General features: G+C 67.0%; 18 protein-coding genes and 1 pseudogene. 10 read left to right on the forward strand and 9 right to left on the reverse strand.

What is annotated here, in order from left to right; genetic code table 11:
- Window positions 1-18: 18 nt before the first annotated feature.
- From GDIA_RS06250 to GDIA_RS18450, 4 genes and pseudogenes are all read left to right on the forward strand, one after another.
- A protein-coding gene (locus tag GDIA_RS06250) for an IS3-like element ISGdi11 family transposase (RefSeq protein WP_157864127.1) occupies window positions 19-1,136 on the forward strand; the annotation gives its coding sequence in 2 pieces (ribosomal slippage) (window positions 19-271 and window positions 271-1,136; 1,119 coding nt in all).
- A 24-nt stretch (window positions 1,137-1,160) separates the two neighbouring features.
- Window positions 1,161-2,171 (forward strand): annotated as a pseudogene (locus GDIA_RS06255) (IS701-like element ISGdi12 family transposase); the annotation flags it as partial.
- Window positions 2,172-2,913: 742 nt separating this feature from the next.
- Window positions 2,914-3,435: a hypothetical protein gene (locus GDIA_RS06265; protein ID WP_244455112.1), complete on the forward strand. Its 522-nt coding sequence runs from the start codon at window positions 2,914-2,916 to the stop codon at window positions 3,433-3,435.
- Window positions 3,436-3,722: 287 nt separating this feature from the next.
- A protein-coding gene (locus GDIA_RS18450; RefSeq protein ID WP_012553677.1) for an IS630-like element ISGdi5 family transposase occupies window positions 3,723-4,792 on the forward strand; the annotation gives its coding sequence in 2 pieces (ribosomal slippage) (window positions 3,723-4,209 and window positions 4,209-4,792; 1,071 coding nt in all).
- A 9-nt stretch (window positions 4,793-4,801) separates the two neighbouring features.
- On the opposite strand, the gene GDIA_RS06280 is transcribed toward GDIA_RS18450, so the two are convergent.
- From GDIA_RS06280 to GDIA_RS06290, 3 genes are read right to left on the reverse strand one after another with little or no spacing between them, the layout of a single operon-like run.
- On the reverse strand, window positions 4,802-6,193 hold the full coding sequence (locus tag GDIA_RS06280; RefSeq protein WP_012553678.1) for a cryptochrome/photolyase family protein: 1,392 nt from the start codon (window positions 6,191-6,193) through the stop codon (window positions 4,802-4,804).
- Between the two features lie 12 nt (window positions 6,194-6,205).
- The gene (locus GDIA_RS06285; RefSeq protein ID WP_012223412.1) at window positions 6,206-6,535 is read right to left on the reverse strand and encodes a chaperone modulator CbpM; all 330 of its coding nucleotides are present in this window, start codon (window positions 6,533-6,535) and stop codon (window positions 6,206-6,208) included.
- Complete coding sequence (locus GDIA_RS06290; protein WP_012223410.1) at window positions 6,532-7,455, reverse strand: DnaJ C-terminal domain-containing protein; 924 nt, start codon at window positions 7,453-7,455, stop codon at window positions 6,532-6,534. Before GDIA_RS06290 ends, GDIA_RS06285 begins: the two co-directional genes overlap by 4 nt.
- 281 nt (window positions 7,456-7,736) lie before the next feature.
- On the opposite strand from GDIA_RS06290, the gene GDIA_RS06295 reads away from it, so the two are divergent.
- On the forward strand, window positions 7,737-8,123 hold the full coding sequence (locus GDIA_RS06295; RefSeq protein WP_012553679.1) for a hypothetical protein: 387 nt from the start codon (window positions 7,737-7,739) through the stop codon (window positions 8,121-8,123).
- 14 nt (window positions 8,124-8,137) lie between these two features.
- Here the strand turns inward: GDIA_RS06295 and glcF are convergent, their stop codons facing one another.
- From glcF to GDIA_RS06310, 3 genes are read right to left on the reverse strand one after another with little or no spacing between them, the layout of a single operon-like run.
- Complete coding sequence (glcF, locus tag GDIA_RS06300; RefSeq protein ID WP_012223407.1) at window positions 8,138-9,451, reverse strand: glycolate oxidase subunit GlcF; 1,314 nt, start codon at window positions 9,449-9,451, stop codon at window positions 8,138-8,140.
- A complete protein-coding gene (locus GDIA_RS06305) occupies window positions 9,445-10,665 on the reverse strand; it encodes an FAD-binding protein (RefSeq protein ID WP_012223406.1) in 1,221 nt (406 codons plus the stop codon). Before GDIA_RS06305 ends, glcF begins: the two co-directional genes overlap by 7 nt.
- A complete protein-coding gene (locus tag GDIA_RS06310) occupies window positions 10,665-12,158 on the reverse strand; it encodes an FAD-linked oxidase C-terminal domain-containing protein (RefSeq protein WP_012553680.1) in 1,494 nt (497 codons plus the stop codon). Before GDIA_RS06310 ends, GDIA_RS06305 begins: the two co-directional genes overlap by 1 nt.
- 197 nt (window positions 12,159-12,355) lie before the next feature.
- On the opposite strand from GDIA_RS06310, the gene GDIA_RS06315 reads away from it, so the two are divergent.
- From GDIA_RS06315 to GDIA_RS06325, 3 genes are read left to right on the forward strand one after another with little or no spacing between them, the layout of a single operon-like run.
- A complete protein-coding gene (locus GDIA_RS06315) occupies window positions 12,356-13,099 on the forward strand; it encodes a (Fe-S)-binding protein (protein WP_012223404.1) in 744 nt (247 codons plus the stop codon).
- Between the two features lie 14 nt (window positions 13,100-13,113).
- Complete coding sequence (locus GDIA_RS06320; protein ID WP_043458759.1) at window positions 13,114-14,529, forward strand: lactate utilization protein B; 1,416 nt, start codon at window positions 13,114-13,116, stop codon at window positions 14,527-14,529.
- Complete coding sequence (locus GDIA_RS06325; RefSeq protein ID WP_012223394.1) at window positions 14,526-15,113, forward strand: LutC/YkgG family protein; 588 nt, start codon at window positions 14,526-14,528, stop codon at window positions 15,111-15,113. The genes GDIA_RS06320 and GDIA_RS06325 overlap by 4 nt, the downstream gene beginning before the upstream one ends.
- A gap of 45 nt (window positions 15,114-15,158) precedes the next feature.
- Here GDIA_RS06325 and GDIA_RS06330 read toward each other — a convergent pair whose 3' ends face one another.
- The gene (locus tag GDIA_RS06330; RefSeq protein WP_012553682.1) at window positions 15,159-16,142 is read right to left on the reverse strand and encodes an aldo/keto reductase; all 984 of its coding nucleotides are present in this window, start codon (window positions 16,140-16,142) and stop codon (window positions 15,159-15,161) included.
- Between the two features lie 392 nt (window positions 16,143-16,534).
- On the opposite strand from GDIA_RS06330, the gene GDIA_RS06335 reads away from it, so the two are divergent.
- Complete coding sequence (locus GDIA_RS06335) at window positions 16,535-17,428, forward strand: DUF2272 domain-containing protein (RefSeq protein ID WP_012553683.1); 894 nt, start codon at window positions 16,535-16,537, stop codon at window positions 17,426-17,428.
- A gap of 187 nt (window positions 17,429-17,615) precedes the next feature.
- On the opposite strand, the gene GDIA_RS06340 is transcribed toward GDIA_RS06335, so the two are convergent.
- A complete protein-coding gene (locus GDIA_RS06340) occupies window positions 17,616-18,023 on the reverse strand; it encodes a rhodanese-like domain-containing protein (protein WP_012553684.1) in 408 nt (135 codons plus the stop codon).
- An 85-nt stretch (window positions 18,024-18,108) separates the two neighbouring features.
- Between GDIA_RS06340 and GDIA_RS06345 the strand changes: the two genes are divergently transcribed.
- Window positions 18,109-19,146, forward strand: coding sequence for a cysteine synthase A (locus GDIA_RS06345; RefSeq protein ID WP_012223369.1), 1,038 nt, complete (start codon window positions 18,109-18,111; stop codon window positions 19,144-19,146).
- Here GDIA_RS06345 and GDIA_RS06350 read toward each other — a convergent pair.
- Window positions 19,088-20,413 carry an MFS transporter gene (locus GDIA_RS06350; RefSeq protein ID WP_144880403.1) on the reverse strand — a complete coding sequence of 442 codons (1,326 nt, stop codon included), beginning with the start codon at window positions 20,411-20,413 and terminating at the stop codon, window positions 19,088-19,090. The genes GDIA_RS06345 and GDIA_RS06350 overlap by 59 nt on opposite strands.

The raw sequence follows: 20,413 nt of genomic DNA on the forward strand, positions 1-20,413 counted from the left end.
GTCCACTGGAGACAGACGATGAAGAAAGCGCGATTTACGCAGGACCAGATTATCGGGGTCCTGAAAGAGCATCAGGCGGGCGCTACGGCTGCGGATCTGTGCCGCAAGCACGGGATCAGTGACGCGACCTTCTACACCTGGCGGTCGAAATACGGCGGGATGGAGGTGTCGGAAGCGCGGCGCCTCAAGGCTCTTGAAGAAGAGAACGCGAAGCTGAAGCGGCTTCTGGCGGAGAGCGTGATGGACGTCTCGACGCTGAAGGAACTACTGGCAAAAAACTCGTGACGCCCGGTTTGCGGCGGGAAGCCGTGACCTGGGCGATCCGGGAGAAAGAGTATTCGCAGCGACGGGCCTGCCGGCTGATCGGCATGGACCCGAAGACCTGGCGCTATGCGTCACGCCGCCCGGATGATGCCGCAGCGCGCGGGCGGCTGCGCGAACTGGCTGGGGAGCGACGGCGATTTGGCTACCGGCGACTGCATATCCTGCTCGGCCGGGAAGGAATGACGATGAACCACAAGAAGCTGTTCCGGCTGTATCGCGAAGAGGGGCTGTCGGTCCGCAAGCGTGGCGGCCGGAAACGGGCGCTGGGCACGCGCTCGCCGATGATGCTGCCCGACGGGCCGAACCAGCGCTGGAGCCTGGATTTCGTCTCGGATGCATTGAACAACGGACGGCGCTTCCGGGTGCTGACGGTGGTCGACGACTACACGCGCGAATGTCTGGCGCTGGTGGCGGACACCTCGTTATCAGGCGAACGCCTCGGTCGTGAACTCGACCGGATCGGCGAGCATCGCGGCTGGCCGCTGATGATCGTTAGCGACAATGGCACCGAGATGACATCGAACGCGATCCTGGCCTGGCAGCAGAAGCGATCGGTGCTGTGGCACTATATCGCACCGGGCAAGCCGCAGCAGAACGGGTTCGTCGAGAGCTTCAACGGCCGGTTCCGCGACGAATGCCTCAATGAGCATCTGTTCCGTAACATCGCCCACGCTCGGACGGTCATCGAGGACTGGCGGGCCGACTACAACGCCGTCAGGCCTCACACCAGCCTCAATGGCATGACGCCAGAGGCTTTCGCTCAACACGCCACCAAGGCATACAACAATACACAGACCCTAACTCAAAACTGAGGGCACGTTCGGGGCAGGGTCAGCGGGCATTGGGACGCCGATGCATTGCGGGACGTCGTGCGCGATCATGTTGTCGAGCATCTGGGGGATGCCGACGCGGTACTGGTGGTCGACGAGACTGGTTTCCTCAAGAAGGGCTCTGCATCATGCGGAGTGGGACGGCAATATACCGGGTCTGCCGGCAAGATCACGAATTGCCAGATTGGCGTGTTCGCAGCCTATGTCTCTGACAAGGGGCATGCTTTTCTCGACCGGGCTTTGTATCTGCCGAAAGCCTGGACTGAAAAGCCTGAGCGGTTGGCGGCGGCCCATGTGCCGGGCGATGTCACGTTTGCCAGCAAACCGTCCCTGGCCACCGCGATGATCGGCCGGGCGCTTGCGGCCGATGTGCCGTTCCGGTGGGTGGCTGGCGACAGCGTCTATGGCGTCGGTGAACTGGAAATGGCTTTGCGCCGCGCAGGCAAAGGCTTCGTCCTTGGCGTCAACGCCAATCACTGGTTCCATTCCTGGCGTCCGGACATCCACTGGTCCGGCGAGGCGCGCGAAATCATCAAGACCCTGCCGGACGAGACCTGGGTCCGCTGTTCCGCCGGACGCGGCACCAAGGGCGAACGACTGTATGACTGGCTGTATTGCCCGATGGCCGATCTCGAGGCCTCCGAATATTCAGGTATCTCAACCGGGATATGGACCCGTGGGCTGCTGGTCCGGCGTAATCCCTCCGATGGCGATCTGGCATATTTCACGACCTGGTGCCCTCAGGGAACACCGCTTGAGATCTTGGTGCGTGTCGAGGGCACGCGCTGGCGAATCGAGGAAGGGTTCGAGACCGCCAAGAACGAATTCGGACTCGACCATAATGAAACCCGTTCCTGGCATGGCTGGCACCGTCACGTCTCGTTGGTCATGCTGGCTTACGCCATGATGGCCGCTGTGCGGTCCCAGGCCAACGCCATGGCGCTCAAAAAAAGCCAGTTGCACAAACGCGGCCGCTCATCCGCTGGTCAATCCAGGAAATCCGCCGCCTCGCCGTGAAAATTACCCGAAGCCGCGCCTCCATCGAGCATATCCTCCGATGGTCGTTCTTTCGACGTGCTCATCAGGCCGCAGCATACCTCTCGCGCCTCAGGGCAAAAACGCAACTGTAGTGCTAGGGCGTTCGAAGCTCAGCTCTCGCTCCTGGAGGCGCTCCTTTCCGGGGGATATCCGGTCAGCCCTCAACAGCGCCTCGAACTGGCCGTCCTCCTACACCAACGCGGCCGGTACGAGGACGCGGAGCATCTCTTCAAACAACTGCGACCGCTGTGGCGCACGGGCGAGTTCTTCGTGCAGGTGCCGGACCGACTTCGATGGTTACTGGATGTGAACGCGGACAATCGGCTTCAGGTAACCGCACGTGTAACGGCTGGAGGAGAGGGCCGCGGCTTCGCGAATATCCAGGAGATGCGGAACCTCAGCGTGCCCTTCCGAGCCCCCGAGTTCGGATTGAAGCAGATCAGGCCCAGCACCCAGATCCGGGGCTACGTGTCGTTTGCCCACAATGGTCCCTTCCTCCGCCCCCTGACAGCTTTGGCGCGTTAGGCCATGTCAGGATTGATGGAGAGCTTTGCTGCGCGACTAGGTTGGACTCTCGCGAAGGTGAATATACTGGTCGAGGGAACACACGACGTCTCTCTAATCACACATGCTGCAAGCCTCTTTTGTAAGGTGACCGGCGTGAAACTACTCGGACCTGACCTTGCGGTAATAGCCGCGGGCCTTGGAAATGAAGGGGGGGGTGGACGGAATAAACCGACGGCTTCCAACCCTTCGTCAAGTAGCCGCGGCAGATCCGGACAAAAGCGGAAAGTTGAGGTATCGCTTCTTGGGACTCTATGACAACGACAGAGCGGGGAGGAGAGCGTTCGCGGCCATATCCTCATACGATGCGACCATCAAGAAGTGCTCTGAAGTCTTCCTGCTTCGCCCGGAGATGTCTCTGAAGGGCGGCGCTGATCATCGGATCGTCCAGCAGCGCTTCGAACGCGATAACGAACCGTACAAAGACCTGGATTGGGAGATGGAGGATCTAATACAGCCTACCTTTCTAGATCTCTTCGAGGACGAATTCCCTACCGCAGTTCGCCATCGGACCACCATCTTAGATCGAACCCATCGAGACTTCACAGAGCAGGGCAAGCGAGATCTTATTAGATTCGTCAAGCAGCACGCGACCCTCGACGAGTTGTTGGACGTAATCAGGCTTATCCGCGCACTTCGGGACTACGGTCACTTGCGGAGTGACCACATCATTGTCTGACCATCGTAGCCGCTCCAAGGCTCCACGCGTTCAGTTCATGGCGCATAGCGTCCGTCACCCGTCGTCGAACGTACGACCTGAAACACCTACCAGGCGTTCCGAAGCGGACGGTCAGCACTCCCGCCAAACCCGCCATAAAGGGACTTCCCGAACGCTCCACGCAGCACGCGTCCGAGCCACAGGTAGGGACGCAATTGCGTCATACCAAAGGCCGTAGCCACTGACTCGTGTGTGAAGTGACGAACGGCGCCGGCTCTGATTCTCTTGATTTTGGGAGGATCTGGCAGATGACGAGAGCGGTGAAGCTACGGGATGACTATTCGGCCTCTGATCTGAGGCGACTTGCGGCGCGCAGCCGGCAGGCGAACGCTGCGCGCCGGCTTCTGGCCCTGGCGGCGATCCGTGACGGGGCCAGCCGCACCGATGCGGCCCGCGTAGGCGGCATGGACCGCCAGACGCTGCGGGACTGGGTTCACCGCTTCAATGCTGAAGGGCCGGATGGCCTGCGCGATCATCTGCACGCAGGGCCGGCCTGCCGCCTGAGCGGGGCACAGCAGGCCGAATTGAAGGCCCTGGTCGAGGCGGGGCCGGATCGGCAGCGTGATGGCGTGGTGCGCTGGCGCCGGGTCGATCTGCAACGCGTGATCGAAGAGCGCTTCGGCGTCGTCTATCATGAGCGTCATGTGTCCACTCTACTGAAACGGCTTGGTTTTTCCTATGTCAGCGCCCGGCCACGTCACCCGGGTCAGGACGCTGGCGTCATGGAGGCATTCAAAAAAACTTCCCCCGCATCCTGAATGCCCATACCGGCCATCTGCCCAAGGGCAAGCCGATCGAGATCTGGTTCCAGGACGAGGCCCGGATCGGCCAGAAGAACGGCATCGTCCGACAATGGGCCCGGCGTGGCACGCGGCCACGCCAGCCGGCTGATCAGCGCTACGAGAATGCCTGGCTGTTCGGCGCGATCTGTCCGGCGCGTGGCAAAGCCGCCGGCCTGGCGCTCCCGTTCATCGGCACCGCCAGCATGCAACTGCACATCGAGGAAATCTCGCGCTGCGTCGTCCGCGGTGCCCACGCCGTCGTGCTGCTCGATCGCGCAGGATGGCATACCACCGACAAGCTGAAGCTGCCCCGCAATATCAGCCTGATCTTCCTGCCGTCCCGCGCGCCCGAACTGAACCCGGTCGAAAATGTCTGGCAGTTCCTGCGCGCCAACTGGCTGTCCAACACCGTCTTCGACGGCATCGATCATATCATCGACGCCGCCTGTTCCGCCTGGAACAAGCTTGCCGCCCTGCCTGACACCATCCGATCCATCGGGCTCAGAAAGTGGGCTCACACAGGTCTGTGTCTATAACCGTTGGTATCAGATCATCTTCCAGGCCGCCAGGGCCCGTTCTCGCGCTGCGCGATGATCCACGATGGGCGCGGGATAGGGATGGGTTGCGCCTGATTCCCATGGGGCGTGGATGGCGTCGTCGGACAGATGCGCAAGCTCGGGCACCCAGCGGCGGATATAGACGCCGTGGGGATCGAATTTCCGGGACTGCAGAATGGGGTTCATGACGCGGAAATAGGGCGCGGCATCCACGCCTGTGCCGGCGTTCCACTGCCAGTTCATCGGGTTGCTGGCCGGATCATGGTCGACCAGCGTGTCGGCAAACCAGCGCTCGCCTTCCCGCCAGTCGATCAGCAGGTGCTTGACCAAAAATGACGCCGCTACCATGCGGACGCGGTTATGCATCCACCCGGTGTGCCAGAGTTCCCGCATTCCGGCATCGACCAGGGGATATCCCGTCTGGCCCCGCTGCCACGCCGCAAGGCCCCCGGGATCGTGACGCCAGGGCATGGCGTCGAACTCCGGCCGCAGATTCCGGGTCGCGAGATCCGGGTTGAAGAACAGGAGCGACCACGCGAAATCCCGCCAGCCGAGTTCCATCAGGAACTTGTCCGGACAGGCCTTCCGCGTGGCCGCGTGCCACACCTGTGCCGGGCTGACATGGCCAAATCGCAGAAAGGGAGACAGCCGGGAGGTCGCCTCATCCCCGGGGAAATCGCGGGCGGTAGCGTAGCCGGCCCCGTCATGCCGGAGAAAATCGGAAAGCTGGTCGCCCGCTTCCTCCTCACCCGGCGACCACATGTCGCGCAGTCCGCCCGCCCAGTCCGGGTGGCGCGGCAGCAATCCATCCTGCTCGTGCCGCGTGATCAGGCTGTCCGGCATCGGGGGGGGAGGGGCGAAGACGAGTCTTTCCGGCGCGGGATGGGGCGGAAAGGGCGCCGGAAGCGCACAGGCGGCGCGCCAGAAGGCGGTAAAGATCTTGTATGGGGCACCCGAGCGCGTACAGACGCTCCATGGTTCATGTAGAAGGGCACCGGGGAAACTGCGGACCGTGAGGCCCCGCGCCCTGAGATCCGCCTTGATGGCGGTATCGGCCTCGCGTCCCGCCGGATCGTAGCGGCGATTCCAGAATACGGCGCCCGCGCCCGTCTTCCGGACGATTTCCGCCAGAACCGCCCGGGCCGCGCCGCGAAAGACATGAAGGGCGCCCCCCATCCCGCGCAGGGTTTCGTCCAGCGAGCGGATCGCGCCGTGCAGCCACCACCGCGCCGCGGCACCGGGCAGATGGGCATCATCGAGAATGACGATACAGAGAGTCGGCTGGCCCCGTTTTTCCGCCTCGAGCAACGCCATGTTGTCCGCGATGCGGAAATCCTCGCGAAACCAGACGATGGTCGGGGCAGGCGCCAGGTTCACCATCCTACCCGGATGTCACTTGGGCAGGTCGCCCAGCAGGGCGCGCACGCGGGCGCGTACGTCGTCGGCCTGGGGGCGTTCGAGGGCGGCGCGCAGGCGCATCATCTGGCGGCGGGCGTCGTAAAGCTGGTCCAGCAGGGACAGGACCAGGGGCATGCCGTCGTTACCGATGCCCAGATCGGTGGTCAGTTCCACGATCAGGCGGGCGCGGGCGACGTCGATGTCGTGGAAGACGTAGTGCCCGGGCTCGCCCTCCGGCCGCAGCCAGGCGACGTCGATCCAGTGTTCGACGTCCGCGACCGTCACGTTACCGACGCGCAGGCACAGAGTTTCGATCGTGATCATGTCGTGCTTCCCCCGGCAGGCGCCTCCGGCGGGGTCCAGGATTTCAGGAAGTCTTCCAGCGCCGCGTCGGTCGGGCCGATCACGACCTTCAGCGTGACGTACAGATTGCCCGCCTCGCGCTTCCCATGGGCCTTTACCCCGCGCCCGCGCAGGCGCATCAGGCGGCCGGTGTCGGAATGGGCGGGAATGTTCATCGAGACCGGGCCGCCCGGGGTCGGGACCGTGACCGAGCCGCCCAGCACCGCGACCTTCAGCCCCACCGGCAGCGTCATGCGGATATCGTTGCCGTCACGCGTGTAATCCGGGCTGGGCGCGATGCTGATCGTGATCAGCGCATCGCCCGCCGGGCCGCCCTGATGGCCCTCGCCCCCTTTGCCCCGCAGGCGCAGGACCTGACCGTCCTCGATGCCCGGAGGGATCTTGACGTCCAGCGTGCCGCCGCCCGGCAGGGTAATGCGCGACGTGCCGCCATTGACCGCATCGGCGAAGCTGACGGTCAGGGAGAAATTGCGGTCCTCGCCCCGCGCCGGCCCCTGGGGGCGGCGGCGGTAGCCGCGCTGCTGGCCGAACATCGACCCGAAGATGTCGCCCAGATCGTCTTCCGAAAAACCGCCGCCGCCGGCGGAATAGCGAAACCCCTGCGCGCCCTCGGCATGGTCGCGATAACCGCCCCCGCCGGGCGCCCAGCCGCGTTCCTGGCCGGCGGCATCGATCTCGCCCCGGTCGAAGCGCGCGCGCTGTTCCGCGTCGGACAGCAGCGCATGCGCCGTGCCGATCGCCTTGAACTTTTCCTCCGCCGCCTTGTCGCCCGGATTCAGGTCGGGGTGCCAGGCCTTGGCCAGCTTGCGATAGGCCTTGCGAATATCGTCCTGGCTGGCCGTGCGCGACACGCCCAGGATTTCGTATGGATCGGTGCTCACGACGGTGCGTCTTCTCCCTGCCTGGGTGCGAAATCGGGCTTCGGCGCCCCATGGAAGCGCCTGTTTCTCTGAAAATAATGGGGAGTGCCCGCCGGACGGTCAATGCGGGCCGGCACCATGCAGAGCAGCCATCACGCAAACGCCCATCCCGTGGCCACCCACCGGACGGACAATGCCGCCATCATGCCTGAACCGCGCCCCGTCCCACAAGGCGCAGGCCTTCACCCGGCGGGCACTTCGGAGTACAAGACCGCAGTTTCGAGGCTGTGGGGAACACGATCATGGTCGTCCGTATCGAGGCGCCGCGTCCGCGCCACCTGGCGCTGCCCGTCCTGCTGGCGGCCGGCCTGGCCCTGATGGGTGCCGGTCCGGCGCAGGCCCGGCATCACGGCCACCAGGAACACACGATCTATGGCTCGGTTTCGGGCTATCAGGCGGTGATCGACCGGGATTCGCCGGAATATAAAAGCGCCGATTCCTACTGCCAGACCCAGGCATCGGTGGATGCCTCGATCAACGGCAGCACCATGCAGAGCAGCGGCACTGGCGGGGGCGGCGGCAACCAGTTTCAACGCCTGAAATATACCTACGCCGCCTGCATGGCCAGCCGGGGGGCCTGGGACCGCATCAACAATACGAAGATCGGCGATCAGCCGTCGTCGGAATGATCGGTCGGTTCCGCTCAGAGGCTGTTTGAAGCGGTCTCCGGAAGTCCATCCGGGCGGGGCCCGCCCGTGGCCCAGTCCAGGAGCTGCACCGTGTGGACGAAGGGCAGGCCGGCATCGGCGGCCAGGTGCGTGATGCAGCCGATATTGCCGCTGGCCGCGACCTGCCCGTCGACCGAACGGATGGCCGCGACCTTGCGCCGCTTCAACTCCTCGGCGATGCCCGGCTGCAACATGTTGTAGGTCCCGGCCGACCCGCAGCACAGATACCCTTCGGGCACGTCCAGCACCGTGAAGCCGGCGGCCTGCAGCAGGGATTTCGGCTGCCGCGTGACGCGCTGCGCGTGCTGCAGCGAACAGGCGGCGTGATAGACCACCCGCAGCCCGGGCGCGACGACCGGCTTCATCAGGCCGATCCGGTCCATGATTTCGCTGATATCCAGCGTCATGGCGCTGATACGCGCCGCGCGCGGCGCCCAGGCCGGATCGTTCCGCAGGGCATGGCCGTAGGCCTTGACCGAATTGCCGCAGCCCGAGGCGTTGATGACGACCGCGTCCAGGCCGTGCGGCCCGTCGGCCTCGCGCAGCCAGGCGGCGATGTTCGCCCGCGCCCGCTTCAGGGCCGGGGCCTCGTCGCCCATATGCTCGGCCAGCGCGCCGCAGCACCCCGCGCCGCGCGCCACCACCACCTCGACCCCATGGCGGCGGAGCAGGCGGATCGTCGCCTCGTTGATCGCGGTGTCCAGGACGGTCTGCACGCAGCCGTTCAGCAACGCGACCCTCATGCGGCGCGGTCCCTGGGCCGGGAAGACCTGCGGCCGGTCGACGGGGCTGGGCGGCGGCAGCGGCGCGGCCGGCACCTTGTCGAGCATCGCGCGCACTGGGCCTGACAGCAGGGCACGCAGCGGGCGCCCCAGCCGCCCGGCCTCCAGCGCCGTGCGGAACAGGCGGGGCCGCGCCAGCAGCAGGACCAGCATGCGGCGGATCGCCGCCTGGACTGGCGGACGGCGGAAATGGGACGCGACATAGGCGCGGCCGGGGCCGATCAGTTTGGAATATTCGACGCCGGACGGGCAGATCGCCTCGCATGCCAGGCAGGTCAGGCAGCGGTCCAGATGCAGGACGGTGCGCGCGTCCGGGGCGCCGCCTTTTTCATACATGTCCTTCATCAGGAAAATCCGCCCGCGCGGGCTGTCATTTTCCTCGTGCCGCACCTGATAGGTCGGACAATGCGACAGGCAGATGCCGCAATGGACGCAGGCATCGATGATGTCGGCGGCCAGCGCGATATCGGAATCCCGGCGTGCGGCCGGGGAGATGGTATTCAGCATGCCGCGTCCTCCTGCGCCGGCGGGGTCATGCGGCCGGGATTGAGGATTCCGGCCGGATCGAAGACGCGGCGCGTCCGTTCGGACAGCGCGCGCACCGCCGGATCGGGCGCGGGGAACGCGCCATGGGCAGCGCGAACGGCGTCCGGCGCGCGGATCAGGATCGCCCGTCCGGCCACTGCCGCCGCCAGGGCGCGCAGCCGGGTCACGCTGTCTTCCCGGCCGGGCTTCATCGCGCAGAACAACAGCGCGCCGCCCCAATCCAGCATCAGGCTGGCGACCAGTCCCTCGCCCCGCAGCCGGTCGGCCAGGCCGGCCGCCGCCGTCGCGGGCAGATGGATGCGCCACAGCCAGTCGTCGGGCCCTGCCGCCAGGGGTACCAGTTCCCGCACCCCGGTCCAGAAGGCGGTGCTGGCCGGTCCCTCCAGCATCCGTCCGGGGGGCAGGCCGGATACCGGATCGGCCAGGCGGCCCATGTGGTCGGTCACGGCGGGCCGGCTGCCTTCGACCCGCAGGGCGATGACCCTGCCGTCGCCGTCCGGCACGACGGCCGCGCCGGTCACGGCCAGCGGCTGCGCCAGGACCGTGGCCATGCGCGCGATATCGCCGGCCAGTCCCGCCGAGGGCAGAAGCAGCGTCCGTTCCTCGGGCGGGGCGGGCAGCACCTTCAGGGTCACGCTGGTCAGCACCGCCAGGGTTCCGAACGCGCCGGTCACCAGTTTCGGCAGATCATATCCGGTGACGTTCTTCATCGTCCGGCCGCCTGCGGAGAAGGAGTCACCCTGGCCGTTCACCCCTTCGACCCCCAGGACGAAATCGCGCGCGGCCCCGGCCTGGAACCGGCGGGGACCCGACAGGCCGGTGCCGATCGCGCCGCCGATCGTCGCCCGTGCCGGATCGGTGCCGTACAGCACGGCATGGACTGGCGGCTCGAAGGGCAGGTACTGGCGGTGTTCGGCCAGGATCGCCGTGAGTTCGGCCAGGGGCAGTCCGGCATCGACGCGGATGACCAGATCGTCGGGTTCATAGAAATGCACCGTACGCAGTCCGCCCACTTCCAGCCGCACGGCAGCGGCAACAGGGTTGCCCAGACCGTGCCGCGTGCCGTTGCCCGCGATCGCCAGCGCCTGCCCCTTGGAGCAGGCGGCCCGCACCATTTCGGCAACGTCGGGGGCCCGGGTGGGGCGGTAGACGATGGGGTCGGCCAGGATGCTCATCAAAACCTCGGTATATGGGGGAAGCGCAGCGCGCCCCCCCGTACATGCATCCGCCCGAATTCGGCGCAGCGGCAGGGGGTGGGAAACACCTTGCCGGGATTGAGAAGTTCGCCGGGATCGAAGGCGCATTTCAGAACCTGCTGCTGCCGCAGGTCGGCGGGGGCGAACTGATGGGTCATCAGGTCGCGCTTTTCGACGCCCACCCCGTGCTCGCCGCTCAGCACCCCGCCCATGTCCACGCAGGCGCGCAGCACGTCGGCGCCGAAGGCCTCGGCCTTCTCCAGGTCGCCGGGGCGGGCGGCGTCGTACATGATGATCGGGTGCAGGTTGCCGTCACCGGCATGGAAGCAGTTGGCGTAGTCGAGCCCGTAGGTGCGCGACAGGATCGCCATACGCGCCAGGATGTCCGGCAACCGGTTGCGGGGGATGGTGCCGTCGGTACAGTAATAATCCTTGCACAGCTTGCCGATTGCGGAAAATGCCAGTTTGCGGCTGCGCCAGATCCGTTCCCGTTCCTCGTCGGTGCTGCTGACGCGCACGGCGATGGCGCCACCGCGTCGCGCCAGGTCGGCCACGGTCTCGATCAGGGCATCGACCTCGGCCGCCGTTCCGTCGAGTTCGCACAGCAGCAGGGCGTCGGTGCGGGGATCACAGGTTTCGCGCAGCAGGGCGGACACCGCGTTCACCACCTTGCGGTCCATGAATTCCAGCCCGGCGGGAATGATGCCGGCGCCGATGATGGCGCCCACGCAGCGGCAGGCATCCTCGACATGGGCGAATTCCATCGACACCACGCGCGCGGTCTCGGGCACCGGCACCAGCCGCACCGAAATTTCGGTGATGACCGCCAGCAGGCCCTCGGACCCCGTCAGCAGGCCGATCAGGTCCAGTTCGCCATCCGCGGCGCCCTGGAAGGCGCCCCCCAGGCGTACGATCTCGCCCGAGACCAGCACGGCTTCCAGTCCCACGATGTGGTTGGCGGTCACGCCATATTTCAGGCAGTGCACGCCGCCGGAATTTTCCGCGACATTGCCGCCGATGGTCGAAATCATCTGGCTGGACGGGTCGGGCATGTAGCACAGGCCGAGATGGCGCACGGAATCGGAAATCCGGACGTTCGCCACCCCCGGCTGCACGCGGGCCACGCGGTTTACGGCATCGACCGACAGGACCGCGCACAGGCGCGACGTCACCAGCAGGATGCCGTCTTCCAGCGGCAGCGCGCCCCCGGACAGCGAGGTACCCGATCCGCGCGGCACGATCTTCACGCCCTCGGCCAGGCAGAACCGCAGCACGTCCTGGATTTCCCGCGTGCTGCCCGGCAGCACGACCAGCAGCGGCGTCGCCTGGTACGCGGTGATCCCGTCGCAGCGATAGGGGCGGCGCTCGGCCTCGTCATCCAGCACCCATTCGGGGCCCACGATCCGGCGCAGTTGCCCGGCCAGTTCCGCGCGACGGGCGATGATCGCCGGATCGGGATCGGGCATGCGCATTGGTCTGTTCCCCCCGCGACACCCCACCCCCGGCAGGGAGGCACCGCCATTGTCCCATGGCTTGAGTCGCCGCTGGCTTATGTAATAACGTGCCCGTCGGTGAAACAGAAGACCGGACACGGTCCAGCGGTCGCGGCGGCGCAAGCCCGGCCTGGCCGATGCGCCCAGGCAGGCGCGCGTCCGAGGGAACCACACGGATGAAAATCGGCCTGTTCGTTCCCTGTTATATCGACGCCTTCTATCCCTCGGTCGGGATCGCGACGCTGGAACTGCTGGAGCGGCTGGGCCAGGACGTGTCCTATCCGCTGGAGCAGACCTGTTGCGGGCAGCCGATGACCAATGCCGGCTGCACGTCCGATGCCGCGGCGGCCGAGGCCCTGTTCGTGCGCCTGTTCGCGCCGTTTGACGCCATCGTCATGCCGTCGGGCAGTTGCACGCATCACGTTCGCGCGCATTTCGACGCCATTGCCCAGACCGACGCCGTGCGCCATGTCCGTGCCCATACCTACGAACTGGTGGAATTCCTGCACGACGTGCTGCAGGTGCGGGATTTTCCCTGGGCCGAATTTCCCCATACCGTCGGGCTGCATAACGGGTGCAGTTCGCTGCGCGCGCTGCGGACCGCCAGTATGTCGGAACTGGGCGAGCCGCCGTTTTCCAAGCCGCTGACGCTGCTGTCCGGCGTGCGGGGCATCCGCTTCGCCACACCCCGCCGGCCCGACGAATGCTGCGGATTCGGCGGCACCTTTTCGGTCGCCGAGGAAGCGGTATCCGCCCGCATGGGGCTGGACAAGGTGCGCGACCATCACGACGCCGGGGCGGAGTATATCGTTTCGGCCGATTCATCCTGCATGATGCACCAGCAGGGATGCGCCGAGCGGGCCGGGGTGGACATGCGCTTCATTCACATTGCCGAAATCCTCAATGGAGCCCGGTCATGAAAGGGACAGGGCGCATGAAGGAGAAGCGCGTCGACCATGCCGGGGCGGCCGCGTCCTTCCTGGCCGACGAGGCGCATCTGGCGTTTCACGACGCGCGGCTGTGGGACATGCGGCAGAAGCGCGACGCGCAGATGCACCTGCTGCCGGAATGGCAGGAGCTGCGCACCCTGGCGTCGCAAATCAAGGAACACACGCTGGCGAACCTGGCGGATTACCTGCAGCAGTTCGAGGATAATGCCACGCGCAACGGCATCCGCGTCCACTGGGCCGCCGACGGGGCCGAGCATAATCGCATCGTGGCCGAAATCCTGGAGGCACGCGGCGCGAAGACGCTGATCAAGAGCAAGTCGATGGTGACCGAGGAATGCGACCTGCGCCCGTACCTGGCGGCGCGGGGCGTCACGGTCACCGAGACGGACCTGGGCGAACGGATCCAGCAACTGGACGACCAGATGCCCAGTCACATCGTCGTGCCGTCGGTGCACAAGCTGACGGGCGACGTGGCGCGGATTTTCGCCCGCCATTACGGCACCGACCCCGCCGCCGACGACCCCCACCAGTTGGCCGAGGCCCAGCGCATCGCGGCGCGCCCGGTCATCCTGCACGCCGACGCGGGCATGACCGGGGCCAATTTCGTGGTGGCGGAAACCGGCAGCTTCGTCGTCTGCACCAACGAGGGCAATGCCGATTTGTGCGCCACCGTGCCGGGCGTGCATATCGCCACCATCGGGATCGAGCGCCTGGTGCCCCGCATGGCCGACCTGGGCGTGTTCGTCCGCCTGCTGTCGCGCAGCGCCCTGGGTTCGCCCATCACGCAATACACCACCCATTTCCGCGGCCCGCAGGACGGGGGCGAGATGCACGTGATCCTGGTCGATAACGGCCGGTCGGCCCGGCTGGGCATGGCGGATTTCTGGACCTCGCTGAAATGCATCCGCTGCGGCGCGTGCATGAACACCTGCCCGGTCTATCGCCGGTCGGGGGGGCTGTCCTATGGCGCGGTCTATTCCGGCCCCATCGGCGCCATCATCGATCCGACCTTCAACGAGCGCAAATACAGCACCCTGCCCTTCGCCTCGACCATGAACGGCAGTTGCACCAACGTCTGTCCGGTCCGGATCGACATTCACGACCAGTTATACAAATGGCGGCAGGTGCTGGTCGAGCACCACCAGATGCCTTTCGTCAAACGCGAGCTCATGCACATGGCCGGGCGCCTGATGGGCCAGCCGAAGCTCTACCGCGCCGCGATGGCGGGGGGCGGGGCCGCGCTGAACACGCTGCCCCGCGCGGCATTGTACAATTGGCTGAATCCCTGGGGCCGGCATCGCGAACTGCCGCATCCCGCCCCGCAGACATTCCATAGCTGGTATCGCCGGAACCGGCCCCGCAAGCCCGATGCGGGGACCGACGCGAAAGAGGCGACATGAGCGCGCGCGACACCATCCTGGCGGCGCTGCGCCGCAACCGGCCCGACCCGGCGGCGCATCCCCTGCCCCCGCCCGCCCTGCTGGGCGACGAGGATGCCGGGATCGCCCGCTTCTGCACCAGCCTGTGCCAGATGGGCGGCGCCGTGCTGGACCGCGCCCCCGCCGAGCGGGTCGAGGACGCGGTCGCCCGCCGCTTTCCCCATGCGACGATGATCTGTTCGGTGGTGGACGGCATCAGCGGCACGGTGCGGATCGAGGACCTGCCGACGCCGCAGGCCGCCGAACCGGTGGATGTCGCCATCGTCCGCGCGGCCTTCGGCATTGCCGAAACCGGCTCGATCTTCCTGGGCGAGGCGCAATTGCGGCTGAACGCCCTGGCCCATCTGGCGCAGAACCTGGTGGTCCTGCTGGACCCGGCGCAGATCACGGCCAACATGCACACGGCCTATCGCCGGCCGGAATTCCATACCGCGCGCTATGGCGTCCTGATGTCCGGCCCGTCGGCCACCGCGGACATCCAGGGCGTGCTCATCCGGGGGGCCCAGGGCGTGCGCACGCTGTCGGTCTGCTTCATGCCGGCGTGACGCGCCCCGGGCCGCCCCGGCCCGGGACGATCGGGTCTTTCGCCTTCAGCCGCCCGGAGGCGCCATGAATTCCGGGCCGACCGGATCGGTGATGTGCCGGGCGAGGATCCGGTCGATTTCCGCCTTGTCGTCCGCCGACAGCGTCCAGCCGATGGCCTGGTCGATACCGGCAATCTGCTCGGGCTTGCGCGCGCCCCACAGCGCGATAGTCGGCCCCTGGTCCAGCACCCAGCGGATCGCCAGCGCCAGGACCGAACGATTGAAGCGCTGGCGCGCGAAATCCTGCAGCGCGGTCACGGCGGCCAGATACTGGGCGAAGCGCGGAGCGTGGAATTTGGGATCGGCGCTGCGCAGGTCGTCGACGCCGAAGACGGTGTCCGCCGTCATCCGGCCCGAGAGCAGGCCCCGGCAGAGCGGACCATAGGCCAGGACGGCCAGCCCGTGACGGACCGACCAGGGCAGGATGTCGGATTCGATCTCGCGCTCGAACACGTTATAGGGGGGCTGGACGGCCGCGAGGGGGGCCACCGCGCGGAACTGCTCCATCTGCGCCACGGAAAAATTGCTGACGCCCAGCGCCAGCACCTTGCCTTCGCGATGCAGCCGTTCCAGTTCCCGCGCCGTCTCGTCGATCGGCACCGAGGGATCGGGCCAGTGCACCTGGTACAAATCGATCCGGTCGGTGCGCAGGCGGCGCAGCGAATCCTCGATTTCCGTGCGGATACGGGCGGGCGTGGCGTTGCGGAACGGCTTGCCGTCCTTCCAGTCCAGCCCGACCTTGGTCGCGATGGCCACCTTGTCGCGGCGGCCGGCCAGGGCCTGGCCCACGACCTCCTCGGAATGGCCGAAACCGTAGACCGGGGCGGTGTCGATCAGGGTGATGCCCAGATCCAGGGCCTCGTGAATCGTGGCAATGGCCTTCCGGTCGTCGGGGCCACCCCACATCCAGCCGCCGATCGCCCAGGTTCCCAGCGCGATTCGCGATACGGGAAAGGGAATGCCTTCAATGGCAAGGGTTTCCATCGACATGGTCTTTGTCCTTCCTGTCCTGCCGCCGGCGACGCAAGCGCCTTGGCTCATACCCCCAATCGGCGGGGGGCAGGATATGCCGCGGCCACCATAGGCCGGGCGGAACGGAGAGATTACGCGAAAAAGGGCCGGGATGTCGCCACCCCGGCCAAGTTTTCCCTCGTATGCAAGTGACGGGTACCGGATATCCCGCCAAGGCCTATCGTCCTCCGAATACAGCCACGCACAATAAAAAACGGATTTACTTTCATGCCAGTTCCGTGAGGCCCGCTTATCCCGCCCGGGCGGGATGCGGGGCATGCGCCTCTTCCCCCGCCGGGCCCCACGTCCTACGGTATAAGGGGCCGGACCGCCCGCTTCCGGTCGTCCGGCATGGGCCGAATGGAGAGACAATGCCGCGCAAGATCGTCACGCTGGCACCCATTGCACTGCTGGCGGCCTGTTCCGGCCAGTATCCATCCAAGCATCCCGCGCGCACGCCGACGGCGCAGTACCGCACCGGCCAGGGACCGCTGGCGGTGGACGACCACGTTCCCGATTTCGCCACGCGCAATTTCGAGCCCTTCACCCGCCAGGACGTGGTGGCGATCGCGACGCGGGAATGGCGCCTGTTCGGCCAGCCGGTGGATGACGACGACCCGGAGCAGCGCCCCGAACCCCAGACCGCCAGCGTCAAGCCCGAGCGGACCCCCGGCCTGTGGCAGCGGGTGGGCGAATATTGGTGGATCGGCCAGGACCCGGGCGAAACCGAGGTGGGCTGGACCGGCAAGCACGCCGCGGACGGCCAGATTACCGATTTCGTCCATGACGGGTTTTACGCCTGGTCGGCGGCCTTTATCTCCTACGTCATGCGGGTGGCCGGGGCGAACGACCGCTTCGCCTATTCCCCCAATCATTCGACCTATATCAACGCGGCCGCCGCGGGGACCGAAAGCGGGGTGCGGGCCCAGGACCCGGCCGTCTATGCCCCGGCACTGGGCGACCTGATCTGCGTCGGGCGGGGGGCCAGCAAGACGGTGCGCTTCGCCGACCTGCCGACCCAGTACGGTTTTCCGGCCCATTGCGGCTTCGTGGTCGCGACCGGCCAGAACGGACCGCCCTTCGGCCGCCAGATCAGCATCATCGGCGGGAATGTCGACGACGCGGTCACGCTGACCCATGTCCCGGTCGGGCCCGACGGCAAGCTGGCGGACGCCACCGGCCACAGCTACGACCCGCGCTATCCCTGGTGCGTCGTGCTGCAGGTCCTGTACGACGCCGACAGCGAACCCCCCGACCACGGATAGCCGACCGTTCAGTCTCTCATCATGGACCCCAAAAGTTGGTCCGGAAACGCGGGCTGGTGAGCGAGAGCGGCCCAGCGGGCCGCGCCCGGCGTGCGTTTCCGAGCACCGGAGCGGAGCGGCCATACGGGCCGTGAGCACCGGCGCGCAGGAAACGCGCGTCGGATCGCCACCAGGGCGTGTTTACGGATCAACTTTGGCGCCAGGGGAGACCTTCGGCTTTCCATCCGGCGACGGTACCGCGATGGCCGTGGGAATCGGGCGGGCCCTCGAAGCCGCCGGCGACGTTGAAGACGTGTGTGAAGCCCGCCATCCGGGCCGCCATGGCGGCCGAATGGCTGCGCGCGCCCGACCGGCAGATGAAATGGATCTCGCTCTCGGGCGTCAGGCCGGCGGCCTTGAGCTGTTCCACGAAACGGGGATTCGGCTGGCCGGTAAGCGCCTGCCACGAGATCGGCAGCACCTGCTTGCCCGTGCCCGCCAGGTCGGGCAGGCCCACGAACATCCATTCCGCGTCGGTGCGGACATCGACCAGTTGTGCCTGGGGCCGCGTGTTCAGGGCCGTCCAGCTTTCGCCCGGCGTTACGTCGTCGATCATCTTGTGTCCTATCGCAAGAATGCACATTGTGCGCGACACGGGCGGCGGCTGACCGCCACGCACGTTGCAGAGAGGGTGCTGCCTTATGGCCGAAAGTGCAAATCCGTCCGCCGTCGGCTGGACCACGTCATCCCCGGACATGACCGCCGCGATCGGCCATACGCCTCTGATCCGCCTGCGCCGCGCATCGGAACTGACGGGATGCGACATCCTGGCCAAGGCCGAATTCATGAATCCCGGCGGGTCGGTCAAGGACCGCGCGGCGCTTGCGATCATCGACGATGCCGAACGGCGCGGCGTGCTGAAGCCGGGCGGCATGGTGGTGGAGGGCACGGCGGGCAATACCGGCATCGGCCTGACGCTGGTCGCGAACGCGCGCGGCTATCGCTCGGTCATCGTCATGCCCGAGACGCAGAGCCAGGAGAAGATCGATTTCCTGCGCATGATCGGCGCCGACCTGCGCCTGGTGCCGGCCAAGCCCTTTCGCGATCCGGGCAACTACGTCCATGTCTCGCGCCGGCTGGCCGAGGAAACCGGGGGCGTGTGGGCCAACCAGTTCGACAACCTGGCCAACCGCGAGGGCCATCGCGCCACCACCGGGCCCGAGATCTGGACGCAGACCGACGGGCGGATCGACGCCTTCACCTGTTCCTGCGGGACCGGCGGCACGCTGGCCGGCGTGGCGCTGGGGCTGGAGGATTCCGCCCGGGCCGCCGGGGCCGCGCGGCCCCGGATCGTCCTGGCCGACCCCGAGGGATCGGGCCTGTACGGATGGGTCAAGTCCGGCGACCTGGGCGTCAGCGGCAGTTCGATCACCGAGGGAATCGGCCAGTCGCGGGTCACGGCCAACCTGGACGGAATCGCCATCGACGACGCCGTGCGGATTCCCGACCCCGAGGCGCTGGAGCTGATCTACGACCTGCTGATCCACGAGGGCGTGTCGGTCGGCGGGTCCTCGGGGATCAACATCGCGGCGGCGATCCGGGTGGCGCGGCAGATGGGTCCGGGCCACCGCATCGTCACCATCCTGTCGGACGGCGGCGGCCGCTACCAGTCCAAGCTGTTCAATCCGGCCTTCCTGCGGGAACGGAACCTGCCGGTTCCCGCCTGGCTGGATCGGTAGCCGGCGGAGTACGCCCGAACGGGCTCCGCGAGACCCCGTTCGGGCGGCTGGTATCGCCCATCAGCAGCCACACCAGCACCACGCACAGCAGCCCCGCAGCCGCCAGCAGCAGGAAGGCCAGCGGCGCCGACCGGTCGGCCACCGTTCCGGCCAGGGTGGTCGAAAAGCTGGCGCCCGCGCCCATGGCCAGGCCCAGGATGCCCATGCACAGATTGAACCGGCCGCTGATCCGCGTCAGGTCGGCGGCGACCAGCGGCATCATCACCCCGAACGAGGACGAGCTGACCCCGTCCAGGAGCTGGATCGCGACGATCAGATAGGGATTGGTGGTCGTCGCCAGCAGCGCCGCGCGCAGCGGCAGGGCCGCGAACGTCACCAGCATGACCGGCCGGCGCCCGACCGTTTCCGCCAGCCGGCCGATATGCGGCGACAGCGCCGCGCCGACCAGTTGCGGCAGCAGGATGCAGGCCGCGATCACGATTTCCGCGATATTGCCCGCGTCCTTCGTGACCTGGCCGGCCGCCAGCGCCAGGATTCCGGCATTGGACAGATGGAAGAACGCGACGCAGATCGCGAACGAGAACAGGCGCCGGTCCCGCAGCAATTCCCATATCCGCCCCTTGGTGCGCGGGGCGCGCTCGCCCTCGGCCAGGGCGGCGGTGTTGACCGACGCCGGCGGGTCGGAGCGTTCGATCGCCGCCAGCGCCACCAGCCCCGGCACCGCCAGCGCGGCCCCGAGGAAGAACGTGGCCTGGGGCGACACCCAGTACCCCACCGCCCCCATCAGGCCGGAACCGATGGCGTTGCCCACGGCGGCGAAGCTGGCATTGCGGCCGAACCGTTCCCCCAGCAGCCCCTTGCCGCTTTCGGCCGTGCGCAGGATCCGCGACGCCACCACCGACAGCGTGATCGCGCCGATGGCCGGCGTCAGCGTGCAACTGGCCAGGCCGTGCAGGATTTCCGCGATCGCGACGGGAAGCTGCTGCGGAAAGAGCGCCAGCAGCAGGCACGAGAAGATCACGCACAGGATCGACAGCACCGCCACCCGGTGCTTGTCGCGCAGCCGGTCGACCAGCATCCCGGCCGGGACCTGGCTGACCATAGCCGTGACCGACCCGATGCTGAGCGCCACGCCGATCTGTCCCTGCGTCCAATGGGCGCCGGTCAGGTACACCGCGATGAACGAGCCGAAAGAAGCCTGGAGATTTCCGACGAAGAAATTCAGCCAGTCCAGCCCGCGCTGGCTGTTTGTGGGCAGAGCCTTCAC

The organism is Gluconacetobacter diazotrophicus PA1 5, from assembly GCF_000021325.1.
Taxonomy (GTDB): Bacteria; Pseudomonadota; Alphaproteobacteria; order Acetobacterales; family Acetobacteraceae; genus Gluconacetobacter; species Gluconacetobacter diazotrophicus.